This is a genomic window from Actinosynnema pretiosum (assembly GCF_002354875.1).
GTDB lineage: Bacteria > Actinomycetota > Actinomycetes > Mycobacteriales > Pseudonocardiaceae > Actinosynnema > Actinosynnema auranticum.
This window is the reverse complement of sequence record NZ_CP023445.1, coordinates 1,418,858-1,437,706: the sequence shown is the minus strand read 5'-3', so window position 1 is coordinate 1,437,706 and position 18,849 is coordinate 1,418,858. Positions and strand designations below refer to the sequence as shown.

Here is an 18,849-nt window from a genome sequence, read left to right as displayed (position 1 = left end):
CTTCTCCCCTGCGCGGGGGAGGCTTTTCCGCGCCCCGGTTCGCCAAACCTCTTTTTCCGGTCAGTTGGCGCAGCAAATGATCCTCATTCCGGACCAACCGCCTGCCAGGACGAGTTACCGGTGAGTGTTAACGTTCTGCAACAACAGCGATTTTTTGACCGAAATCGCAGGTCAGCGCGCCGCCTGAGCACAGAACGCGACTGTTCAGATTCAGGTTTGAGCCGGTGTCATGTCCTGTGGCAAACGTGACCAAACTCGGCGTTCAGGTGACCGTGGGAGCGATTCCGGCACAGATCGTGCAGAACCCGGCGGTACCGATTGTCTCGAACGCCCCACCGGTGCCACCGAATCGGCGGATTGGCGGTCAACGGTGAGTTGTGCGGAAATATTGACGTCGAACAAATCGAGGAGGCGAAATACAGTGGATCTCCGGTACGAGGCGTACTGCTTCGCCGACCGCCTCTTCTACGACGTGCAGAGCCCCGTGGAAACGGCCCAGGACGATTTCTCCCGCGTCCTCCCGGCGGTGGACGGGGGGTGGGTGCAGGTCGAGAAGAACATCTGGCGGCACCTGCACCCGAAGGGCGTCCGGCTGCCGAAGCAGGGCTGGAAGGTGCACGTCTCGGCGACCGTGCTCAACGCCGCCGAGGTGCTGCTGAAGTCCTGCACCTACCTGCTCGGGAAGCGCATCCCGTTCAAGTACCTGCGCACCCGGTCGATCGTGCTGGCCCGCAACTCCAAGTACGCCCCCCGCGAGGCCAGCGGCAAGCTCATCACGATCTACCCGGCCGACGAGGCGCAGCTGGAGACCGTGCTGTCCGAGCTGTCGGAGCTGCTGCGCGGCCAGCCGGGGCCCTACGTCCTGAGCGACCTGCGCTACGGCGCCGGACCGCTGTTCGTGCGGTACGGCGGGTTCGTCGAGCAGTGGATCGAGCGCGACGGCAAGCGCGTGCTGGCCATCGAGGGCCCCGACGGGGCCCTGGTGCCGGACCAGCGCAAGCCCACGTTCGCCACGCCCGAGTGGGTGCCGCTCCCGGCCTGCCTGGAGCCGCACCTGGCGGCGCGGGGCGCCGGTGACGCCGACTCGTTCCCGTACCGGGTGCTGCGGTCGCTGCACTTCTCCAACGGCGGCGGCGTCTACCTGGCGCGGCGCAAGTCCGACGACGCCGAGCTGGTGCTCAAGGAGGCCCGCCCGCACGCCGGGCTGGACCGGGAGAACACCGACGCGGTGGCCAGGCTCGACCGCGAGCACACGATCCTCACCAGGCTCGCGGGCGTGCCGGGCATCCCCGCCGCGCACGACCGGTTCGGCGCCTGGGAGCACGAGTTCTTCTCGATGGACCTGGTGCGCGGCATCCCGCTCGGCCAGTGGCTCGGCCGCCACTACCCGCTGACGCACAGCGAGGTGGACGAGGCGAAGGTCGCCGAGTACGCGGAGCGGGCGGTGCGGCTGGTCGGCCAGGTCGAGCGCATCCTGGACGCGGTGCACGAGCGGGGTGTCGTCTTCGGCGACCTGCACCCGCTGAACGTGCTGGTCGACGCGGACGACGACGGGAACGACTCCGTCTCGCTGATCGACTTCGAGCTGGCGTCCGGCATCGAGGAGGACCGCAGGCCCACGCTGGGCGCGCCGGGCTTCCAGGCCCCGCCGGACCGCCGGGGGTTCGAGGTGGACGAGCACGCGCTGGCCGCGCTGCGGCTGTACGTGTTCCTGCCGCTGAACGCGGTGGTGGAGCTGTCACCGGCGAAGCTGCGCTCGCACGTGGACTTCGTGCGCCGCCGGTTCGCCCTGCCGGAGGAGTACTGCGCGGCGATCGAGCGCGGCCTCACCTCGGTGGCGCCCGCGCCGACCCCGCTGGACGAGCCGGAGCCGGACTGGTCGGTGGTGCGCAAGTCCATCGCCGCCGCGATCCTGTCCAGCGCCACGCCCGACCGCACCGACCGGCTGTTCCCCGGTGACGTCGAGCAGTTCGAGGTCGGCGGGGCGTGCTTCGCCTACGGCGCGGCGGGCGTGCTGCACGCCCTGGACGCGGCGGGGCAGGGCCGGTTCCCCGAGCACGAGCGGTGGCTGGTCGAGTCGGTGCGGCGGGAGCCGCCGAAGGAGGCCGGGTTCTTCACCGGCGCCCACGGCGTGATCCACGTGCTGGACCGCTTCGGCCACGGGGAGCTGGCCGCGAAGCTGGTCGAGGACTACCGGCCGCTCGTGGCGACCACCTCGGACCACGGGCTCGGCGCCGGCCTGTCCGGGATCGGGCTGAACCTGCTGCACCTGGCGGAGCGGTGGGACGAGCCCGCGCACGCCGAGCAGGCCGTCGAGCTGGGCGAGCGGCTCGCGGTGGCGCTGGAGGCCGCGCCGCCGCCCGGCGACAAGGCCAGGGCGGGCCTGCTGCACGGCTGGTCCGGCCCGGCGCTGCTGTTCACCAGGCTGCACCAGCGCACCGGGGAGCCCCGGTGGCTGGAGCTGGCCGAGCGGGCGCTGGACCGCGACCTCGCCGAGTGCATGACCGCGCTCGACGGCTCGACCCAGGTCCGCGACGGGAACTTCCGGACCCTGCCGTACGTGGACGTCGGCAGCGCGGGCATCGCCCTGGCGCTGAACGAGCTGGTCCGCGTCGCGCCGGGGACCCGGCTGGCCGGGCGGTTGTCCGAGCTCGTCGGCTCGTGCACCGGCGAGTTCGTGATCCACCCGGCGCTCACCCTGGGCAGGGCGGGCCTGCTGGCCACCCTCGCCCACTCGGGCGGGCCGCGGGAGGCCGTCGACCGGCACCTCGCGGCGCTCGCCTGGCACGCGATCCCCCACGGGGAGGGCACGGCCTTCCCCGGAATCCAGTTGCGAAGGCTCTCGATGGACCTGGCCACCGGCGCGGCGGGCGTGCTGCTCGCGATCGCCTGCGCCGTGGACGGCGTCCCCGTGCTGCCGTTCCTCACCAGCCCCGACCCGACCGGGTCGGTCGTTTCACCCCGAGATTAGGAGAGAACCATGGAGTTCATCCTCGACCTGCAGGAGCTCGACGTCCCCGAGGCCCAGTCCCAGGCGATGGCGAGCGGTGGCGGTGGCGGCGGCAGCACGACCGCGTCGAACGCCAGCCTGCTGCTGCCCTGCAGCCACTCGACCGTGAGCCTGCTCGCCTGCTGATCACGGTTCGGGACCGGGGTTCCCCGGTGAGCGGCGCAGGCGAAGTGCGCCGCTCACCGGGCCTCGACCGGGGGCTCGACGGCCTGACCGCCGTCGGGCCCCCTGCTCATGATGCGACACGGACGGCCTGTCCAGGGGGGTGAAATGGGGCTGCTGCGCACGGTGGTGCGGCGTGACCCCAGGTGGGTGCTGCTGGCGGTGAACGCGCTGGTGGCGACGGCAGCCGGGCTGCTGCTCCCGGCGGCGCTGGCCGGGGCGGTCGACGGCGCGCTGTCCGGCGGGGTCCCGGTGGTGGCGCTGGCGCTGCTGGTCGGGCTGACGGCGGTGGAGCTGATCGGGGACGCGGTCGGCGTGGTGCTGGCGGCGTCGCTGACCGCGCGGGCGACGGCCTGGTTGCGCAACTCGGTGGCGCGGCGGCTGGTCGACCTGGGGCACCCGGCGCCGTTCGCGGCCGGGGACGCGGTGAGCAGGCTGACCGGGGACGCGGCGATCGCGGGCGGCACGGCGGTGCTGCTGGTGGGCCTGGGGGTGTCGGCGGCCACGGCGGCAGGCGCGGTGACCGCGCTGGCGCTGCTGGACTGGCGGCTGGCGGTGGTGTTCCTGGTGAGCGTGCCGGTGGGGCTGCGGTTGGTGCGCTCGCACCTGCGGCTCACCGAGCGGGACGTGACCGCGTACCAGCGGGTGTCGGGCGAGCTGTCGGCGCGGCTGCTGGACGCGGTGGTGGGGCTGCGCACGATCGCGGCGGCCGGGCGGGCGGAGCAGGAGGCGCGGCGGGTGCTGCGGCCGCTGCCCGAGCTGGGGGTCGCCGGGGCGGGGATGTGGCGGACGCAGGCGCGGATGGTGTGGCGGGCCGGGTTGCTGCTGCCCGCGGTGGAGTTCGCGGTGCTGGTGGCGGCGGGGTTCGGCGTGGTGGCGGGGCGGTTGACGGCGGGGCAGGTGCTGGCGGCGCTGGGGTACGCGGCGCTGGGGATGGCGGTGGTCGGGCAGGCGACGGCGCTGACGGCGCTGCAGCGGGCTCGGGCGAGCGCGGCGCGGTTGACGGAGGTGCTGGAGGCGGGCGCGGCGCGCGGTGGGGCGGCTGCGGACCGGGTGGCTGACGGCGGGACGGTGTCGGGCGGGACACCTGCGGGTGTCGCGGCTGCGGCCGGGACGGCGGGCGGCGGGGCGGTTGCGGGCGAGAGGTCTTGGGCCGGGACGGCGGGCGGCGCGGCGGCTGCGGCCGGGACGTCGGCGGGCGAAGTGGTTGCGGGCGAAGTGGTTGCGGGTGGAGCGGTTCCGACCGCGGTGGCCGGGCGCACTGCGGTCGCCGAGGTGGTGGCGGGCGGCGGTGCGGTCGCCGAGGTCGCGGCCGGGACCGTGGAGCTGCGCGGGGTGTCGGCCGGGGTGCTGCGCGGGGTGGACCTGGTGGTGGAGCCCGGATCGCGGGTGGCGGTGGTCGGGCGGTCGGGCGCCGGGAAGTCCGCGCTGGCGCGGGTGGTCGCCGGGTTGACCGCGCCGGAGTCCGGGCGGGTGCTGCGCGGTGGCGCGGCGGCCTGCGCGTTCGAGCGCCCCGCGCTGCTGGGCGAGACCGTGGGCGCGGCGGTGGCCTACGGGACGGCGGCGTCCCCGGAGCGGGTCGAGCGCGCCTGCCGGGCCGCGCAGGTGCACGACGTGGTGGTGCGCCTCCCCCTCGGCTACGCGACGCCGCTCGCCGACACCCCCCTGTCCGGCGGCGAGGCGCAGCGGCTCGGGCTGGCGCGCGCGGTGGTGCGCGACCCCGAGGTGCTGGTGCTGGACGACGCGACCGCGAGCCTGGACACCGTCACCGAGGCCACCGTGGAGAACGCGCTGGAGACGGCCCTGCCCGGCCGCACCCGGATCGTGGTGACGCACCGCGCGGCGACGGCGGCCCGCGCGGACTCGGTGGTGTGGCTGGAGGACGGGCGGGTGCGCGGGACCGGCGACCACGGGCGGCTGTGGCTCGACCCGGACTACCGGGCGGTGTTCGGGTGAGCGGCAGACCGGGCGCCCCCGCGCGGGAACGCGCCGCAGGAGGAACTCCTGCCCCGCGAGCACTTCCGGCGCGCGGGAACCCGCGCCACCGCCCGGCCGCCCGCGACCCCCGTGAAGCAGGCGCCTCCCCGCTCGCGCCCCACCTCCCCCGCACGTCCCCCACCCCCGAGGCGGTGCAGTCATGAGGTCCTACCTGGCCGCGTTGGCCGGTCAGCGGCGCGGGGTGCTGGTGCTGCTGGTGTGGTCGCTCGTCGAGGGCGTGCCCGCGCTGCTGTCCGGGCGGCTGGTCGCGCTGGCCGTCGACCGGGGGTTCGCGGTCGGGGACCTGGGGGCCGGGGTGCTGTGGCTGCTGGGGTTCGCGGCCGTCGCGGTGGCGGGCGCGGTCGGGCGGCGGCAGGTGTACCGGGGGCTCGGGGTGGTGGTCGAGCCGTTGCGGGACGCGCTGGTCACCGAGGTGGTGCGCGGGGTGCTGCACGGCGGGCGCTCGCACCGGCGGACGCCGGACGCGGGCGCGGTCGCCCGGATCACCCGGCACGTCGAGGTCGTGCGGGACGCCACCGCCGGGCTGCTGGTGCAGGCGCGCGGGTTGTTGGTGACCACGGTCGCCGCGCTGGTCGGGCTGGCCACGGTGGTCGACGGGCTGGCGTGGGCGGTGGTGCTGCCGGTGCTGGTGTCGCTGGTGCTGTTCGCGGCGCTGCTGCCGTCGCTGGCGCGCGGGCAGCGGGCGCTCGTGCTGGCCGAGGAGGACACCGCCGAGAACTCCGGCGCGGTGCTGCTCGGGGTGCGGGACGTGGTGGCGTGCGGCGCCGGGGACGAGGCGCTGGGCGGGATCGCGCGGCGGGTCGACGCGCAGGCGGGCGCCTCGGTGCGGCTCGCCCGGTCGGCGGCGCTGCGCGGGGTGGTGATCGGGCTCGGCGGGTTCGCGCCAGTGGTGCTGCTGGTGCTGCTCGCGCCGGGCAGCGGGCTGTCGGCGGGCGGGCTGCTCGGGGCCGTGGTGTACCTGGGGACCAGCGTGCGGCCCGCGCTGTCCGGGCTGGCCGACGTGGCCACGACCGTGCTGCTGCGCCTGGTGGTGGCGCTGCGCAGGCTCGCCGAGACCGCGCCCGTCGCGGTCGGCGGCGGCGACCTGGAACCGGCGGGCGCGGACGTGGTGCTGCGCGGGGTGACGTTCGGCTGGGGCGAGCGGGCCGAACCGGTGGTGCGGGACCTGGACCTGGCGCTCGCGCCCGGCGACCACCTGGCGGTGGTGGGGCCCAGCGGCATCGGGAAGTCCACGCTCGCCGGGCTGGTGACCGGGCTGGTCGCGCCGCGCGCGGGCCGGGTGCTGCTGGGCGGGGTCCCGGTGCACCTGGTGCGGCCGGAGGTGCGGCGGGAGCGGGTCGCGCTGGTGCCGCAGGAGACCTACCTGTTCGCCGGGACCGTGCGGGAGAACCTGGCGCTGCTCGCCCCGGACGCGGACGACGCCGCGCTGCTGCGGTCGGTGGAGGCGGTCGGGGCCGGGGCTGTGGTGCGGCGGCTCGGCGGGCTGGACGGGGAGGTCGCGGCGGGCGGGGCGTCGGGGCTGTCCGCCGGGGAGGCGCAGCTGCTCGCGGTGGCGCGGGTGCACGCGTGCCCGGCGGACGTGGTGCTGCTGGACGAGGCCACCTCCAGCCTGGACCCGGCGGCGGAGGCCGTGGTGGAGCGGGCCTTCGCGGCGCGCGGCGGGGTGCTGGTGGTGATCGCGCACCGGCTGTCGTCGGCGCTGCGGGCGGACCGGGTGCTGGTGATGGACGGCGGACCGGCGCTGCTGGGCGGGCACGCGGAGCTGGTGGCCGCCTCACCGGCCTACGCGAACCTGATGGCCGCCTGGGAGGGCCCGAGGGCCGTCGCGGGCTGAGCGGTCGGACCGGTCCGGCGGCGCGGGATCAGGCCGCCGACCGCGTCCGCCGGGAGGGCGCCGGATCGGCGGAAAGCTCGTGCTGCCAACGAATTCGCCCCGACCGGGAGAGCCGGTGTCCGGGGCGCGCGGCACACGGTCGACGACCGCTTCGGCGCCGCGCCCAGGGATCGCGCACTGGGACCGTGTCCTGAACCCGTGTCCTGAACCCGTGTCCTGAGACCGCGTTCTGGGACCGCGCCGCGCGGAAACCCGGTCCTGCCGGGGAATCCACACCGGGAGCGCTCCCGGAACCTCGGCACGCCGGTACCCGGCGCCACCGCGGGGGTGTGCCGGGTGCGGCGTCAGCCGACTCGGTGCAGCCAGGTCACGGGGGCGCCGTCACCAGCCCTGCGGAACGGCTCCAGCGCGTCGTCCCACGCCGCGCCGAGCAGCTCGTCCACGTTGTGCGCGAACGACTCCCCGCCCCGGCTGCGGGCGGCCAGCGACCTGAGCTGGTCCTCCGAGACCACGATGTCCCCGTTCGCGCTGGTCCGCGCCTGCCACAGGCCGAGGATCGGCGCGAAGCAGTAGCGGACCCCGTCGACTCCGGGACTCGGGTCCTCGGTCACCTCGAACCTGAGCATCGGCCACGCGCGCAGCGCGGACGCGAGTCTGGCGCCTGTGCCGGCGTCCCCGGTCCAGGCGCACTCGGCGCGCAGTTGCCCCGGCGCCGCGGGTTGCGCAGTCCACTTGAGGTCCACCCGATCGCCGAGTGCGCCAGAGAGAGCCCACTCGACGTGCGGACAGACCGCGGACGGCGACGAGTGGACGTAGACCACGCCACTGGTGCTGCCACGGGTGCTCACAGCTGACCTCCGCTACTCGACGAGGGACGTCTTCCCCTACGACCTCTCGACCACGGAAGATCATGCGAATTCCCGACCCGGCCATTCTGCCCGCTGCGGGTGCGGTCCGCCAGAAGAACCAGCACAAGCGTCACCCGGCCGTGGTGGATACAGGTCTTTCGACCCTGAAACGCGATCTGCCCCACGGCCCGCCGGTCCGGTCGATCACGGTACGGGGTTGGGCGCGCACGGGGCGCTGATGACACGCCGATCATCACCCGACCCCCGATCGTGGGGCGCGTTCGAGTGATGCCGCTCACTGAACGCCGGAACCCGCGCACCTCGCGGCCCGGTGCACCCCGACGGGGCTACGGTGTCCGATCGTGGTGAACGGGGTGGTCGAGTGCGGTTGATCCGATTGGGGAACCAGCCCTCCAGGGTCGGCGCGGACGTGCGGGCGGCGCTCAGCGCGTGGGGACCCGGCGGCTCGGTGCTGGGCGGCTTCGCCCTGCTGGGCGCGCAGCCGCCGGACTGCCCCCGGCCGCTGGACGCGGTCGTGGTGCTGCCGCGCGGCGTGCTGGTCGTGGTCGGCGTCGACCTGCCCGAGCCCGCGCTGAAGCTGGAGGCCCCGCTGTCGGGCCAGTGGAAGACCGACGGCTGGCCGCTGAGCCACCCGGCGGGCGCGACCAGCCCCGCGCAGGAGGCCCTGGAGGCGGCGCAGGCGGTGGCGCGGCGCATCCAGGACATGCGCGGCGAGCCGCTGCCGGTGACCACCGTCGTCGCGGTCGGCCCGTACGTCGGGCAGGTCGTGCAGCCCAGCGCCGACCTGCACAAGGGCGTCCGGGTGCTGCACCCGAAGCCGACCACGCTGCTGGCCGCCGCGCGCGAGCTGGCCACCAGCGACCGCCCGTGCTCGGCGGAGCACGCGGCCAAGCTCATCGCCGTGCTCGCCCCCGTCGGCACGCCGCCGCAGCGCTCCGCGATGCTCGCCGAGGGCTTCACCGACGCGAGCGAGGACCTGGCGTCGGCCAGCACGGTGCTGCTGCCGAAGGTCCGCCCGCAGGCCGAGCCCGCCAGGCCGAGGTGGCTGCCGCAGGCCGCCGCCGGGGTCGGGCTGCTCGCGCTGGTCGGCGTGCTCACGGCGGTGGCCTCGTCCGGCGACGACTCGCAGGCCGCCGGGCCGAGCACGACCGCCTCCGCGCAGGCCGGGCCGACCGCCGTGGTGGTGGACGGGCGCAGCTTCGCGCCTCGGGGCCGGGACGGCGGGGCGGGGTGCGCCGAGCACGCGTTCGGCGACGTGCAGGCCTGGCTGGAGGCCAACGGGTGCCGGGAGCTGGCGCGGGCGCAGTACTCGACCGAGGTCGACGGGCGGGCGGCGGCGGTCGCGCTGGCCGAGGTGACGGCGTCGACGGCCGAGGGCGCGGCGGCGCTGCGCGAGGTCGCGGCGCGCGTGGGCAGCGGCGGGATCGTGCCGCTGGTCGGGGAGCGGGGGGCCTGGGAGGGCGGACCGGCGTCGTTCGACAACTCGGCGATCAGCTCGGTGGCGCGGCGGGACCGGGTGCTGGTGGCGCAGGCGGTGTGGGCGGACGGGGTGTCGGCCGCGGACGACCCGGCGCTGGTCGCGCTGGCCGAGCAGGCGCTCGGGCTGCCCGCGCGGTGACCGGCGGGCCGGTCAGCCGCCGCTGCGGACCAGGCCGACCGCGATCAGGCCGAACGCCACGTGCAGCACGATGACCATGCCCGCGATGGCGCTCAGCAGCTCGGTGCCCGGCCTGCCGACGAGCGCGCCGCAGGAGAACAGCCAGCCGGCCACCGCGACGGCGAAGCCCGCGGCGAGCACGGTGGCGGGGACGTGGGCCAGGCAGAGCAGCGCGTCCTGCCTCGCCCGGTGGAGCGTGTGCGCGACCACCGGGAGCAGCAGGAAGCCCGGCAGGTACGCGGCGGTCGACGGGAGCGCCGGGGAAGCGGGGTCGAAGGTGGTCGCGATGACGTAGGCGCACCACAGCACCGCGGCGGACGCGAGCAGGACGGTTCCCCTGGTCATCTTCCGGAGTGTAGGGCGATCATTTCGGGCCGGGAGGACCGTTCGGGGGCGAACGGGCGCACCGGGTCGGAGCTGCAAGCGGTTGTTGACCTGGCCGTGACCGAAACGGGCCCGCAGAAATCAGAAGCGGTGTTGCCGAATTGGTCGGAGCGCGTTTTCGCGGTCGGGCGGAACGGCGCCGAAAAACCTCGACCGGAAACGCAAAGGTGCATATGCGTTTTTGGCGGCGAAAACCGGGAGGCGGCGGGGCGCCGGTGCCGGGAAACCGCGCGGCGGGGGCCGGACCGCACCCGGTCCGCCCCCGCCACCGCCCGGACGCCACCGCGCAGATGTCACCGCGCGGATGCCGTGCGCGGGGCCCGAGCCGCCGCCGGGGCCCCGCCCGCCGCTCAGAGCCCGTAGGCCTCCAGCAGCCGCAGCCACACCTCGCTGATCGTCGGGTACGCCGGGACCGCGTGCCACAGCCGGTCCACGGTCACCCCGCCGACGATCGCCACGGTCGCCGCGTGCAGCAGCTCCGCCGTGTCCGGCCCGGCGAACGTCACGCCGACCAGCGTCCTGGTCGACTCGTCGACGACCATCCGCGCCTTCCCCCGGTACCCGTCCGCGTGCAGCGACGACCCGGCCACCGCGAGGTCCAGGTCGACCACGCGCACGTCCAGCCCGGCCTCGCGCGCCTGCGCCTCGGTGCGGCCGACGAACGCCACCTCCGGGTCGGTGAACACCACCTGCGGCACGGCGGTGTGGTCGGCGGTCGCGACGGCGGCCGTCCACGGCTCCGGGTCGACCGCGCCGGTGGCGATGGCCGTGCCGACCGCGCGCGCCGCGTACTTGCCCTGGTGGGTGAGCATGGCGCGCCCGGTGACGTCGCCCGCCGCGTACAGCCAGTCGACCCCGCGCACCCGCCCGGCGTCGTCCACCGGCAGCGCCTTCCCGGCCTCGAACCCGAACTGCTCCACGCCGATGCCGGTGGTCGCGGGCTTGCGGCCGGTGGCGACCAGCAGGTGCGCCGCGGTGACGTCGACGCCGTCGCCGGTCAGCCGCACCCCGCCGTCCACCGCCGCCACCGCGCGGGCCCGCGCGCCGGTCACGATCCGCACGCCGTCCGCCCGGAGCCCCTCGGCGACCAGGTCGCCCGCGAACGCCTCGAACTTCGGCAGCGGGCGCTCACCGGACAGCACCAGCGTCACCTCGGACCCGAGCCGCGCCCACGCCTGCGCCATCTCCACGCCGACCACGCCGCCGCCCAGCACCACCAGCGACTCCGGCGGCTCCTTGGCCGAGGTCGCCTCGCGGGAGGTCCAGTGCGGGGTGGAGTCCAGGCCGTCCAGCGGCGGCAGGCTCACCTCGCTGCCCGTGCACACCACCACCGCGCGCGAGGCGGTGAGCACCCGGCCGTCCACGTCCACCCGCCGCTCCCCCGCCAGCGACCCGCGCCCGCGCACCACCACGATGCCCGCGCCCTCGGCCCAGGACACCTGGCCCGCGTCGTCCCAGTGCGAGGTGAAGGAGTCCCGCCTGGCCAGCACGGCGGCCGGGTCGAGCCGGTCCCCCACCGGCACGCCCGGCACCCGCTTGGCCGCCGCCAGCGCGTGGCCGGGGCGCAGCAGGGCCTTGCTGGGCATGCAGGCCCAGTAGGAGCACTCGCCGCCGAGCAGGTCCGCCTCCACCAGCGCGGTGCGCAGCCCTGCGGCGGCGGTCCTCGCGGCGGCGTTCTCGCCCACCGGGCCGCCACCGATCACGATCACGTCGAAGTTGTCACCCGTCACCGGTCCACCCCACACCGGGTGGACCGGCACGACAAGTCAGGGGGTCGGGTCAGGCGGGGTCGAAGACGCCGGACAGCATCCGGAGGATCACCCCGTTGGCGGTCCGCAGCACCTGGGGCCGCTCGTCGGGCGCGACACGCTCGGCCAGCTTGAACAGGGCGTCGGCGGTGTGGGCGACCATCCGGAAGGTGAGCGCGACGGGCGCGTCGCCGCGCACCGGGTACCGGGTGAGGAAGAGCTCGGCCAGGCGCTCGGCCATGAGCTCGTACTGGTCGATGCTGGAGTCGAGGGTGTGCCCGTCGTGCAGGTCGCTGAACCGGACCCGGCCGAAGCCCGGCGCCTCCACCAGCATCCCGAGGTAGATGCCGATGACCTGGGCGACGGCCTCGCGCCAGTCGTCGGAGAGCCCGCCCGCGGAGAAGACGTTCTCGACCTTGCCGAGGTAGTCCTGCATCCCGCGCAGCGCGAGCGCGTGCACAACGGACCGCTTGTCCGGGAAGTACTGGTAGAAGGAGCCGATCGGCACGCCCGCGCGCTCGACGATGCGGGCTGTGGTGATGTCGTCGTAGTCGTGCTCGTTCAGCAGCGACGCGCAGGCGTCCAGAATGGCGGTGACCGTGGCCGCACCGCGCTGCTGAACGGGTTGACGGCGCATCACCTTGGCTAAGCGCTTTACGGCGGGATTGTCATGCACCGGGTCATCTTGGTGGATGCGGACCGCTGAGCCCAAACTTCCTACGCGATTGTGACCGAAGGACGTGAACAGGTTTCGCATAGTTGCCGTGGCAATAACCGCGCTTTGCGGTCGGGTCACCGGCGACCGGCGCGCTCACCGGCCCTCGGCCCGCTTTCGGCGGACGGGGTTTCGGCGGGGGTTTCGGCGCGCGGGGTTTTCAGGGGGTGGGCGGAGTCGTCGCCGGGGGTGCGCGGGAGCGGGGCGGTGGCGGCGGGCGCCGCAGGTGTGAACGCCGGGGCGGGGGTGTGGACGGGCGGGGTGGTCGCCGCGGCCCGCGGGGCGCCTGCGGGCGAGGCCGCCGACCCCGTTCCGGCGGGGCTCGGCGCGCTCTCGGCGGCGTCCGCCCGGACCGGGGTGATCGGGGCGCGCGGGCGCGGGGGCCTGGTCACGTACGGGCTCAGCAGGCCCGCCACGGCCAGGCCCGGCGCGACCAGCGGCACCACGGCGGCCAGCGCGAGCGCGGTCGACCCGGCGCGCAGCACGTCGCGCGGGATCAGCGCGACCCGGTCCACCACGAACGCCCGCCTGCCGGGGAGCGACAGCACCACCACGACCAGCAGGAACCCGCCGAGCGCGAGCAGCGCGTGGCGGACCGCGCCGTAGCCGACGGACTCGGCGGCCAGCATCACCGCGACCCAGCCGAGCAGCGCCCGCCCCTGCCTGCGCTCGGTGGTGACCGCCCACAGCAGCCCGCCCACGACCGCGAGGAACCCGGTGCGCCCACCGCACCAGTCGGCCACCGCCTCCAGCCAGCCCACCGGGACGCCCGCCCAGCGCGCCGCCGACGCGACCACGTCCAGCGGGCTCGGCCGGTGCAGCACCTGGCCGACCACCCAGGCCAGCGACCACACCGACACCACCGCCGCCGCGACGAGCTGCCGGCGGGGGCGGGCCACGGCGCAGCGGCACAACCGGACGAGTTCCCGCCGATGCTCCTTCACCCGTGCCAGCCTGCCGCCGGTGCTCCTCCCGGACAGCAGGTGTCACCCTGGTGCGCGACCGATGCCGCCCTTCGGGCGATCGGTGATCACCGGCCGTGGTGGGTGCTCCAGCTGGGCAGGCCGCTGAGGTGCTCGTACACCTGGTAGACGCCGCTGTGGTCGGCCTGGTCGAGGCCGAGCGCGCACATCGCGGTGTACAGCTGGGCGACGGTCGCGGTGACCGGCAGCGGCACCCCGGACGCGCGGGCGGTCTCCATGGCGAACCCGAGGTCCTTGAGCTGGTTCGCCGCCGACCCGCCGGGGGTGTAGTCGCCGGTCAGCCACTTCTCCCGCTTGACCTCCAGCGCCCGCCCGCCCGCGAGACCGCCGGAGAGCACCTCCAGCACCAGCTCGGGGTCGAGGCCGTTCTTGCCGGTCAGGGCGAGGGCCTCGGAGATCGCGGCGAGCGTGGCGGCCACGACGACCTGGTTGCCCGCCTTGGTGAGCTGGCCTGCGCCGAGCGGGCCCATGTGGCGGACGGTGGTGCCGAGCGCGGTCAGGTAGGGGCGCAGCCGCAGCACGTCGTCGGCCTGGCCGCCGACCATGACGCTCAGGGTGCCCGCCTCGGCGCCGACGTCGCCGCCGGACACCGGCGCGTCGACCACCCGCACGCCGAGCGGGGCCAGCTCCGCGCCCAGCTCGCGCACCCCGGTGGGGGACACCGTGCCCATGACGACCAGCAGCGGGTTCGTGGTGCCCGCGCGCCGCCAGCCGTCGAGCAGCCCGGCGCCGGAGGTGGCGGGCCACGGGCTCACCGCGGGGCCGGGGCCGCTGCCGTTCGGCTCGTGCGCCGGGTCGGCGCCACCCGACTGCTGCGGGATGCCTGCCCGACCGGGCGGGCCGCCGTGCAGCACCTCGAGGACCTGCGGCAGGTCGGGGAGCACCGTGAGCACCACGGGCAGGGCGGCGTCGGCGGGCGTGGCGGCCGAGGTGGCGCCGAGCGCCCGCGCGGAGCCGTCCTTGCCGGGCGTGCGGTTCCAGACCGTGACCGGGAAGCCGGCGCGCGCGAGGTTCCGGGCGATGGGGAGCCCCATCGCACCCATGCCGAGCACGGACACCGGGTCATGGCGCACCGGGCCAGCCTACGACCGCCCGCCCGATCGGGCCCGGTCAGCGATCACCCCCGAGCACCCCGCTCACCCGACCGGCGGCCCACCCGCCCACCCGCCCGACCTCCGCCGGGCGGACGACGGCCCCCGCCACCGAACCACCACGCCCAGGCCGCCCACCCCCCGCCCCACGACCGCGAACCGCCGCGCGGAACTCCCGAGGGCGGGTCCGCGATGGCCGCCAGCCGCACCGGAGCACGGGCGAGCGGGCACACCCCCGGTTCACCGGCACCGACGAGCGCGCTCCCCGAAGGTGTCCCGCGGGCGCCACGAGCGGACCCCGCGGGCACGTCACGTGGACGAGGGCGCCGCCGACTACCCAAGCGCGTCCCGCAGCCGGGCACCACGGGCGCGTCCCGCGGGCAGGGGCACCGCCCCCAAGCGCGTCCCGAAGGGGGCTCAACGAGCGGACTCCACGGGCGTGTCCTGCGAACAGGGGCACCGCCGACTCCCCAAGCGCGTCCCGCAGCCGGGCACCACGGGCGAACCCCGCGGGCGCGTCCCGCGCCGGGCGCCACCGCCGGACTCCGCCCGCAGACGCGGCTCACCGCGAGCTTCCCCCAGCGCGTCACGCGGCCGAGCCGCCGCCGAACCCCGCGGGCGCGTCCCGAAGGCGCGTCCCACAGCCGGATCTCCCGATCGAGTCACCCCCAGCGGCAGCGAGGCGCACCCCGGTCATCGACCGCCCCGCCGTCACGGGGCGCGCGGGAAGGCGCCGGGGCGGGACCGGGCCGGGACCGCAGTGGGGCGGAGTTCGCAGGTCCGGGCGGCGGGTGTGCTCGGCGCGCCTGGCCAGCGTGTAGATTAGTCATTCTGCGCGCACGCAGAAGATAACAGGCTAAAACCGAACAGCCTGACAAACCACGCTATCGAGAAATGAGGCACGTTGTCAACCCCGGCCGATGAACTCCGAATCGCGGAAACCGATTCGGAGCAGGAATACGTCTCGATGCTGTACTCCAGGCTGGACGACCTCCGTGAGCAGAGCTCGAAGCGGCTGTCGGGCGCGCTCCGGCAGACCGGCGGCACCCACCAGATGCGGTCCGAGCGGGACACCTCCGTCGCCATGTACTCCGACCAGCTGGCCCAGTACAGCGCGGTGGAGAACGGGTTGTGCTTCGGCAGGCTCGACTTCCACACCGACGACCGCTTCTACATCGGCCGCATCGGGCTGTTCGACGAGGACAAGGAGTACGAGCCGCTGCTGATGGACTGGCGCGCCCCCGCGGCCCGCCCGTTCTACCTGGCCACCGCCGCCGCGCCGGACGGCGTGCGCAGGCGCAGGCACCTGCGGACCAAGCAGCGCAAGGTCGTCGGCTTCGACGACGAGTCGCTCGACATCAACTCGGTCGACCCCGGCCGCAACGAGGGCCTCACCGGCGAGGCGACGCTGCTCGCGGCGGTCAACGCCAGCCGCACCGGTCAGATGGGCGACATCGTCGCGACCATCCAGGCCGAGCAGGACCGGATCATCCGCACCGAGCTGAACGGCGTCGTGGTCGTCCAGGGCGGCCCCGGCACCGGCAAGACCGCCGTCGCGCTGCACCGCGCCGCGTACCTGCTCTACACGCACCGCCGCCAGCTGGCCAAGCGCGGCGTGCTCGTGGTCGGCCCGAACAGCACGTTCCTGCGCTACATCGGCCAGGTGCTGCCCTCGCTGGGCGAGACCGGCGTGCTGCTGTCGACGGTCGGCGAGCTGTACCCCGGCCTGACCGCGACCGGCCGCGAGCCCACCGAGGCGGCCACCATCAAGGGCAGGCTCGCCATGGCCGACGTGGTCGCGCACGCCGTGCGGGACCGCCAGGAGGCCCCGGCGCTGGTGGAGGTGCCGTTCGAGCAGGACGTGCTCAAGCTCGACCGCAAGGCGATCAGCGCCGCGCGCGGCAGGGCCCGGCGCACCCGCCGCCCGCACAACGAGGCGCGGCGCACGTTCCAGCGCGAGGTGATCACCACCCTGGCGAACCAGGCGGTGGCGCGCCTGGGCAGGCACCTGCTGGACGCGGCCGACGTGGACGACATCCGCCGCGAGCTGCGCGAGGACGAGAAGGTGCAGGCCGCGATCGACCGGCTGTGGCCGGTGCTGACCCCGCAGCGGCTGCTGGAGGAGCTGTACGCCTCGCCGAAGCTGCTGGCCAAGGCCGCGCCGAAGCTCACCCCCGCCGAGCGGGAGCTGCTGCGCCGCGAGCCGGGCGGCGAGTGGACGCCCGCCGACGTGCCGCTGCTGGACGAGGCGGCCGAGCTGCTCGGCGAGGACGACACCGAGGCCAAGGCGCGGGCGGAGCGGCAGCGCAGGCAGGCCGTGGACTACGCGCAGGGCGTGCTGGACATCCTGGACCTGGCCGACGACGCCGACCCGGAGATCCTGATGGCGACCGACCTGGTCGACGCCTACAAGCTGGCCGAGCGGCACGGGGCCGAGCGGTACGAGACGGCGGCGGAGCGCGCGGCGGCCGACCGGACGTGGACGTTCGGGCACGTGATCGTGGACGAGGCGCAGGAGCTGTCGGCGATGGCGTGGCGCACGCTGATGCGGCGCTGCCCGTCGAAGTCGATGACCGTGGTGGGCGACATCGCGCAGACCGGCGACGTGGGCGGGGCGACGTCCTGGTCGGAGGTGCTGTCCCCGTACGTGCTGGACCGCTGGAAGCTGACCGAGCTGACGGTGAACTACCGGACGCCCTCGGAGATCATGGCGGTGGCGGCGGACGTGCTGGCCAGCGTGGACGCCGACCTGGCACCGCCGACGTCGGTGCGCGACAGCGGGTTCGAGCCGTGGGCGCGGCGGGTCGGGTCGGTCGCGGACGGGCTGGCCGAGGTGGTCGGGGCCGAGTCGGCGGCGATCGGGGACGGCAAGCTCGCGGTGATCGTGCCGTCGGCGCGGTTGGCGGAGCTGCGCGCGGTGGTGCCGGGCGCGACCGACGACCTGGACGCGCAGGTCGTGGTGCTGGGCGTGACGGACACCAAGGGCCTGGAGTTCGACTCGGTGCTCGTGGTGGAGCCCGCGCAGATCCTGGCGGAGTCGCCGCGCGGGGCCAGCGACCTGTACGTGGCGCTGACCCGCGCGACGCAGCGGCTCGGCGTGCTGCACGCCGAGGAGCTGCCGCGGGAGCTGGGCAGGCTCGCGACCGCGTGAGGCGGCCTGGGCGCGGGCGCGCGGTTCAGCGCGCCAGCGCCCAGCCGAGCCCGGCGGCGGCGAGGCCCGCCGCGAGGGTGAGGGCGGTGTAGCCGAGTGCGAGCCACGGCCTGCCGCGCTCGACGAGGGTGGTGTTCTCCAGGCTGAACGTGCTGTAGGTGGTCAGCCCGCCGCAGAACCCCGTGCCGAGCAGCGCCCACAGCCACGGCTGGGCGCCGACGAGCAGGCCGAGGGTGAACGAGCCCGCCACGTTCACGGCCAGGGTCGGCCAGGGGAAGGCGGTGTCCCAGCGGGAGCGCAGCAGGCGGTCGACCAGGAAGCGCAGCGCCGAGCCGACCGCCGCGCCCGCGAGGACCAGGAGCGCGGTCACCCGCTCCCCCGCCCCGGCCTCCGGGTGAGCGCGAGGCCCAGCGCGGCGGCGGCCAGGCCGGTGAGCGGGGTGAGCAGCGCGTAGGCCAGGTCCGCCGTGCGCACGACGTCGACGGCGTAGCCGGAGAACGTGGTGAACCCGCCGAGCGCCCCGGTTCCCAGCAGCAGCCGCACCCTGGGCCTGGGCCCGAGCCCCATCAGGACGCCGATGAGCAGGCAGCCCAGCGCGTTCACGGCACAGGTGGTCCACGGCCCGGCCACGAGCTGGCCTGCGCCCCACCGCAGCACCCCGCCGATCCCGCCGCCGAGGGCCACCAGGGCGACCTCGGCGCCGGTGGCGATCGGCGCGGGTCGGGTGGTCACCGGCGCAGGGTAGTTCGCCGGGCCGCTCCCCCGGCGCTCGGGGCTAGGACGCGCGCAGGTGGTCGACCAGGTGGTCCAGGGCGGTGAGGGCGCGCACGACGTCGGCGCGCTCCTCGGGTTCGAGGCGGTCGAGCGCGCCGCCGATGCGCTTCTCGTGGGCGCCGCGCCAGACCGCGAGCTTGTCGTGCCCGAGCGGGGTCACGGTCAGCTGCGCGACCCTGCGGTCGGTCGGGTCGGCGCGCTTGGCCACCAGGCCGCCCTCGATGAGCTGGCCGACCAGCCCGCTGACCGTGTTGGGGGCCAGCCGCAGCTCGGCGGCCAGGTCGCCCACGCGCGAGGGCGAGCGCTCGGCGAGCGCCATGAGCAGCTCGACCTGGGCCATGGGCAGCGCGTCCCACGGCCACTCCGAGCGGATGCTGGTGCGCAGCGCCCGGCGCAGCCTGGCCACCACGTCCGTGAGCGTGCGTGCCTCGTCCGACATGCGGGAAGGGTAGCGGCGGGCGTTGTGTCCGACC

At 75.5% G+C, this 18,849-nt stretch carries 15 protein-coding genes; 6 read left to right on the top strand and 9 right to left on the bottom strand.

Translation table 11 applies throughout. From position 1 onward, the window contains the following. Positions 1-421: 421 nt before the first annotated feature. The 4 genes from lanKC (at position 422) to CNX65_RS06515 (ending at position 7,004) form a co-directional block, all read left to right on the top strand. Positions 422-2,971 carry a class III lanthionine synthetase LanKC gene (gene lanKC, locus CNX65_RS06530; protein WP_096491953.1) on the top strand — a complete coding sequence of 850 codons (2,550 nt, stop codon included), beginning with the start codon at positions 422-424 and terminating at the stop codon, positions 2,969-2,971. Between the two features lie 9 nt (positions 2,972-2,980). After that, entirely contained in the window at positions 2,981-3,136 is a 156-nt protein-coding gene (locus tag CNX65_RS06525; RefSeq protein ID WP_096491952.1) for a SapB/AmfS family lanthipeptide, read from the top strand. A 144-nt stretch (positions 3,137-3,280) separates the two neighbouring features. After that, the gene (locus tag CNX65_RS06520; RefSeq protein WP_096491951.1) at positions 3,281-5,128 is read left to right on the top strand and encodes an ATP-binding cassette domain-containing protein; all 1,848 of its coding nucleotides are present in this window, start codon (positions 3,281-3,283) and stop codon (positions 5,126-5,128) included. A gap of 181 nt (positions 5,129-5,309) precedes the next feature. Next, entirely contained in the window at positions 5,310-7,004 is a 1,695-nt protein-coding gene (locus tag CNX65_RS06515) for an ATP-binding cassette domain-containing protein (RefSeq protein WP_096491950.1), read from the top strand. Positions 7,005-7,348: 344 nt separating this feature from the next. Here the strand turns inward: CNX65_RS06515 and CNX65_RS06510 are convergent, their stop codons facing one another. Beyond that, positions 7,349-7,852, bottom strand: a complete 504-nt coding sequence (locus CNX65_RS06510; protein WP_096491949.1) for a DUF3145 domain-containing protein — start codon at positions 7,850-7,852, stop codon at positions 7,349-7,351. Between the two features lie 382 nt (positions 7,853-8,234). Here CNX65_RS06510 and CNX65_RS06505 point away from each other — a divergent pair, with 382 nt between their 5' ends. Continuing rightward, a complete protein-coding gene (locus tag CNX65_RS06505; RefSeq protein WP_096491948.1) occupies positions 8,235-9,491 on the top strand; it encodes a hypothetical protein in 1,257 nt (418 codons plus the stop codon). A gap of 12 nt (positions 9,492-9,503) precedes the next feature. Here the strand turns inward: CNX65_RS06505 and CNX65_RS06500 are convergent, their stop codons facing one another. The 5 genes from CNX65_RS06500 to CNX65_RS06480 all read right to left on the bottom strand — a co-directional run bounded on the left by CNX65_RS06500 (position 9,504) and on the right by CNX65_RS06480 (position 14,433). Then, positions 9,504-9,875 (bottom strand): hypothetical protein, encoded by a 372-nt coding sequence (locus CNX65_RS06500; protein ID WP_096491947.1) that lies wholly within the window; start codon positions 9,873-9,875, stop codon positions 9,504-9,506. Between the two features lie 389 nt (positions 9,876-10,264). After that, entirely contained in the window at positions 10,265-11,644 is a 1,380-nt protein-coding gene (locus tag CNX65_RS06495; RefSeq protein WP_096491946.1) for a dihydrolipoyl dehydrogenase family protein, read from the bottom strand. Positions 11,645-11,693: 49 nt separating this feature from the next. After that, positions 11,694-12,299 (bottom strand): TetR/AcrR family transcriptional regulator, encoded by a 606-nt coding sequence (locus tag CNX65_RS06490; protein ID WP_096491945.1) that lies wholly within the window; start codon positions 12,297-12,299, stop codon positions 11,694-11,696. Positions 12,300-12,454: 155 nt separating this feature from the next. Then, a complete protein-coding gene (locus CNX65_RS06485; protein ID WP_232519725.1) occupies positions 12,455-13,321 on the bottom strand; it encodes a hypothetical protein in 867 nt (288 codons plus the stop codon). Positions 13,322-13,407: 86 nt separating this feature from the next. After that, a complete protein-coding gene (locus CNX65_RS06480) occupies positions 13,408-14,433 on the bottom strand; it encodes an NAD(P)-dependent oxidoreductase (protein WP_096491943.1) in 1,026 nt (341 codons plus the stop codon). 922 nt (positions 14,434-15,355) lie between these two features. Here CNX65_RS06480 and CNX65_RS06475 point away from each other — a divergent pair. Beyond that, complete coding sequence (locus CNX65_RS06475) at positions 15,356-17,602, top strand: HelD family protein (protein ID WP_096491942.1); 2,247 nt, start codon at positions 15,356-15,358, stop codon at positions 17,600-17,602. A gap of 25 nt (positions 17,603-17,627) precedes the next feature. Here CNX65_RS06475 and CNX65_RS06470 read toward each other — a convergent pair whose 3' ends face one another. Genes CNX65_RS06470 through CNX65_RS06460 form a run of 3 tightly spaced genes read right to left on the bottom strand, consistent with a single transcriptional unit; the run spans position 17,628 to position 18,815 of the window. Next, positions 17,628-17,972, bottom strand: coding sequence for a fluoride efflux transporter FluC (locus tag CNX65_RS06470; protein WP_096491941.1), 345 nt, complete (start codon positions 17,970-17,972; stop codon positions 17,628-17,630). Next, positions 17,969-18,334: a fluoride efflux transporter FluC gene (locus CNX65_RS06465; RefSeq protein WP_096491940.1), complete on the bottom strand. Its 366-nt coding sequence runs from the start codon at positions 18,332-18,334 to the stop codon at positions 17,969-17,971. Before CNX65_RS06465 ends, CNX65_RS06470 begins: the two co-directional genes overlap by 4 nt. A 43-nt stretch (positions 18,335-18,377) precedes the next feature. Beyond that, positions 18,378-18,815 carry a MarR family winged helix-turn-helix transcriptional regulator gene (locus tag CNX65_RS06460; protein ID WP_041836617.1) on the bottom strand — a complete coding sequence of 146 codons (438 nt, stop codon included), beginning with the start codon at positions 18,813-18,815 and terminating at the stop codon, positions 18,378-18,380. Positions 18,816-18,849: the final 34 nt, after the last annotated feature.

Coding starts and splice junctions, on each gene's coding strand:
- CNX65_RS06525 (WP_096491952.1), top strand. CDS start 2,981: ATGGAGTTCATCCTCGACCTGCAGGAGCTCGACGTCCCCGAGGCCCAG.
- CNX65_RS06490 (WP_096491945.1), bottom strand. CDS start 12,299: ATGCGCCGTCAACCCGTTCAGCAGCGCGGTGCGGCCACGGTCACCGCC.
- CNX65_RS06520 (WP_096491951.1), top strand. CDS start 3,281: ATGGGGCTGCTGCGCACGGTGGTGCGGCGTGACCCCAGGTGGGTGCTG.
- CNX65_RS06515 (WP_096491950.1), top strand. CDS start 5,310: ATGAGGTCCTACCTGGCCGCGTTGGCCGGTCAGCGGCGCGGGGTGCTG.
- CNX65_RS06500 (WP_096491947.1), bottom strand. CDS start 9,875: ATGACCAGGGGAACCGTCCTGCTCGCGTCCGCCGCGGTGCTGTGGTGC.
- CNX65_RS06460 (WP_041836617.1), bottom strand. CDS start 18,815: ATGTCGGACGAGGCACGCACGCTCACGGACGTGGTGGCCAGGCTGCGC.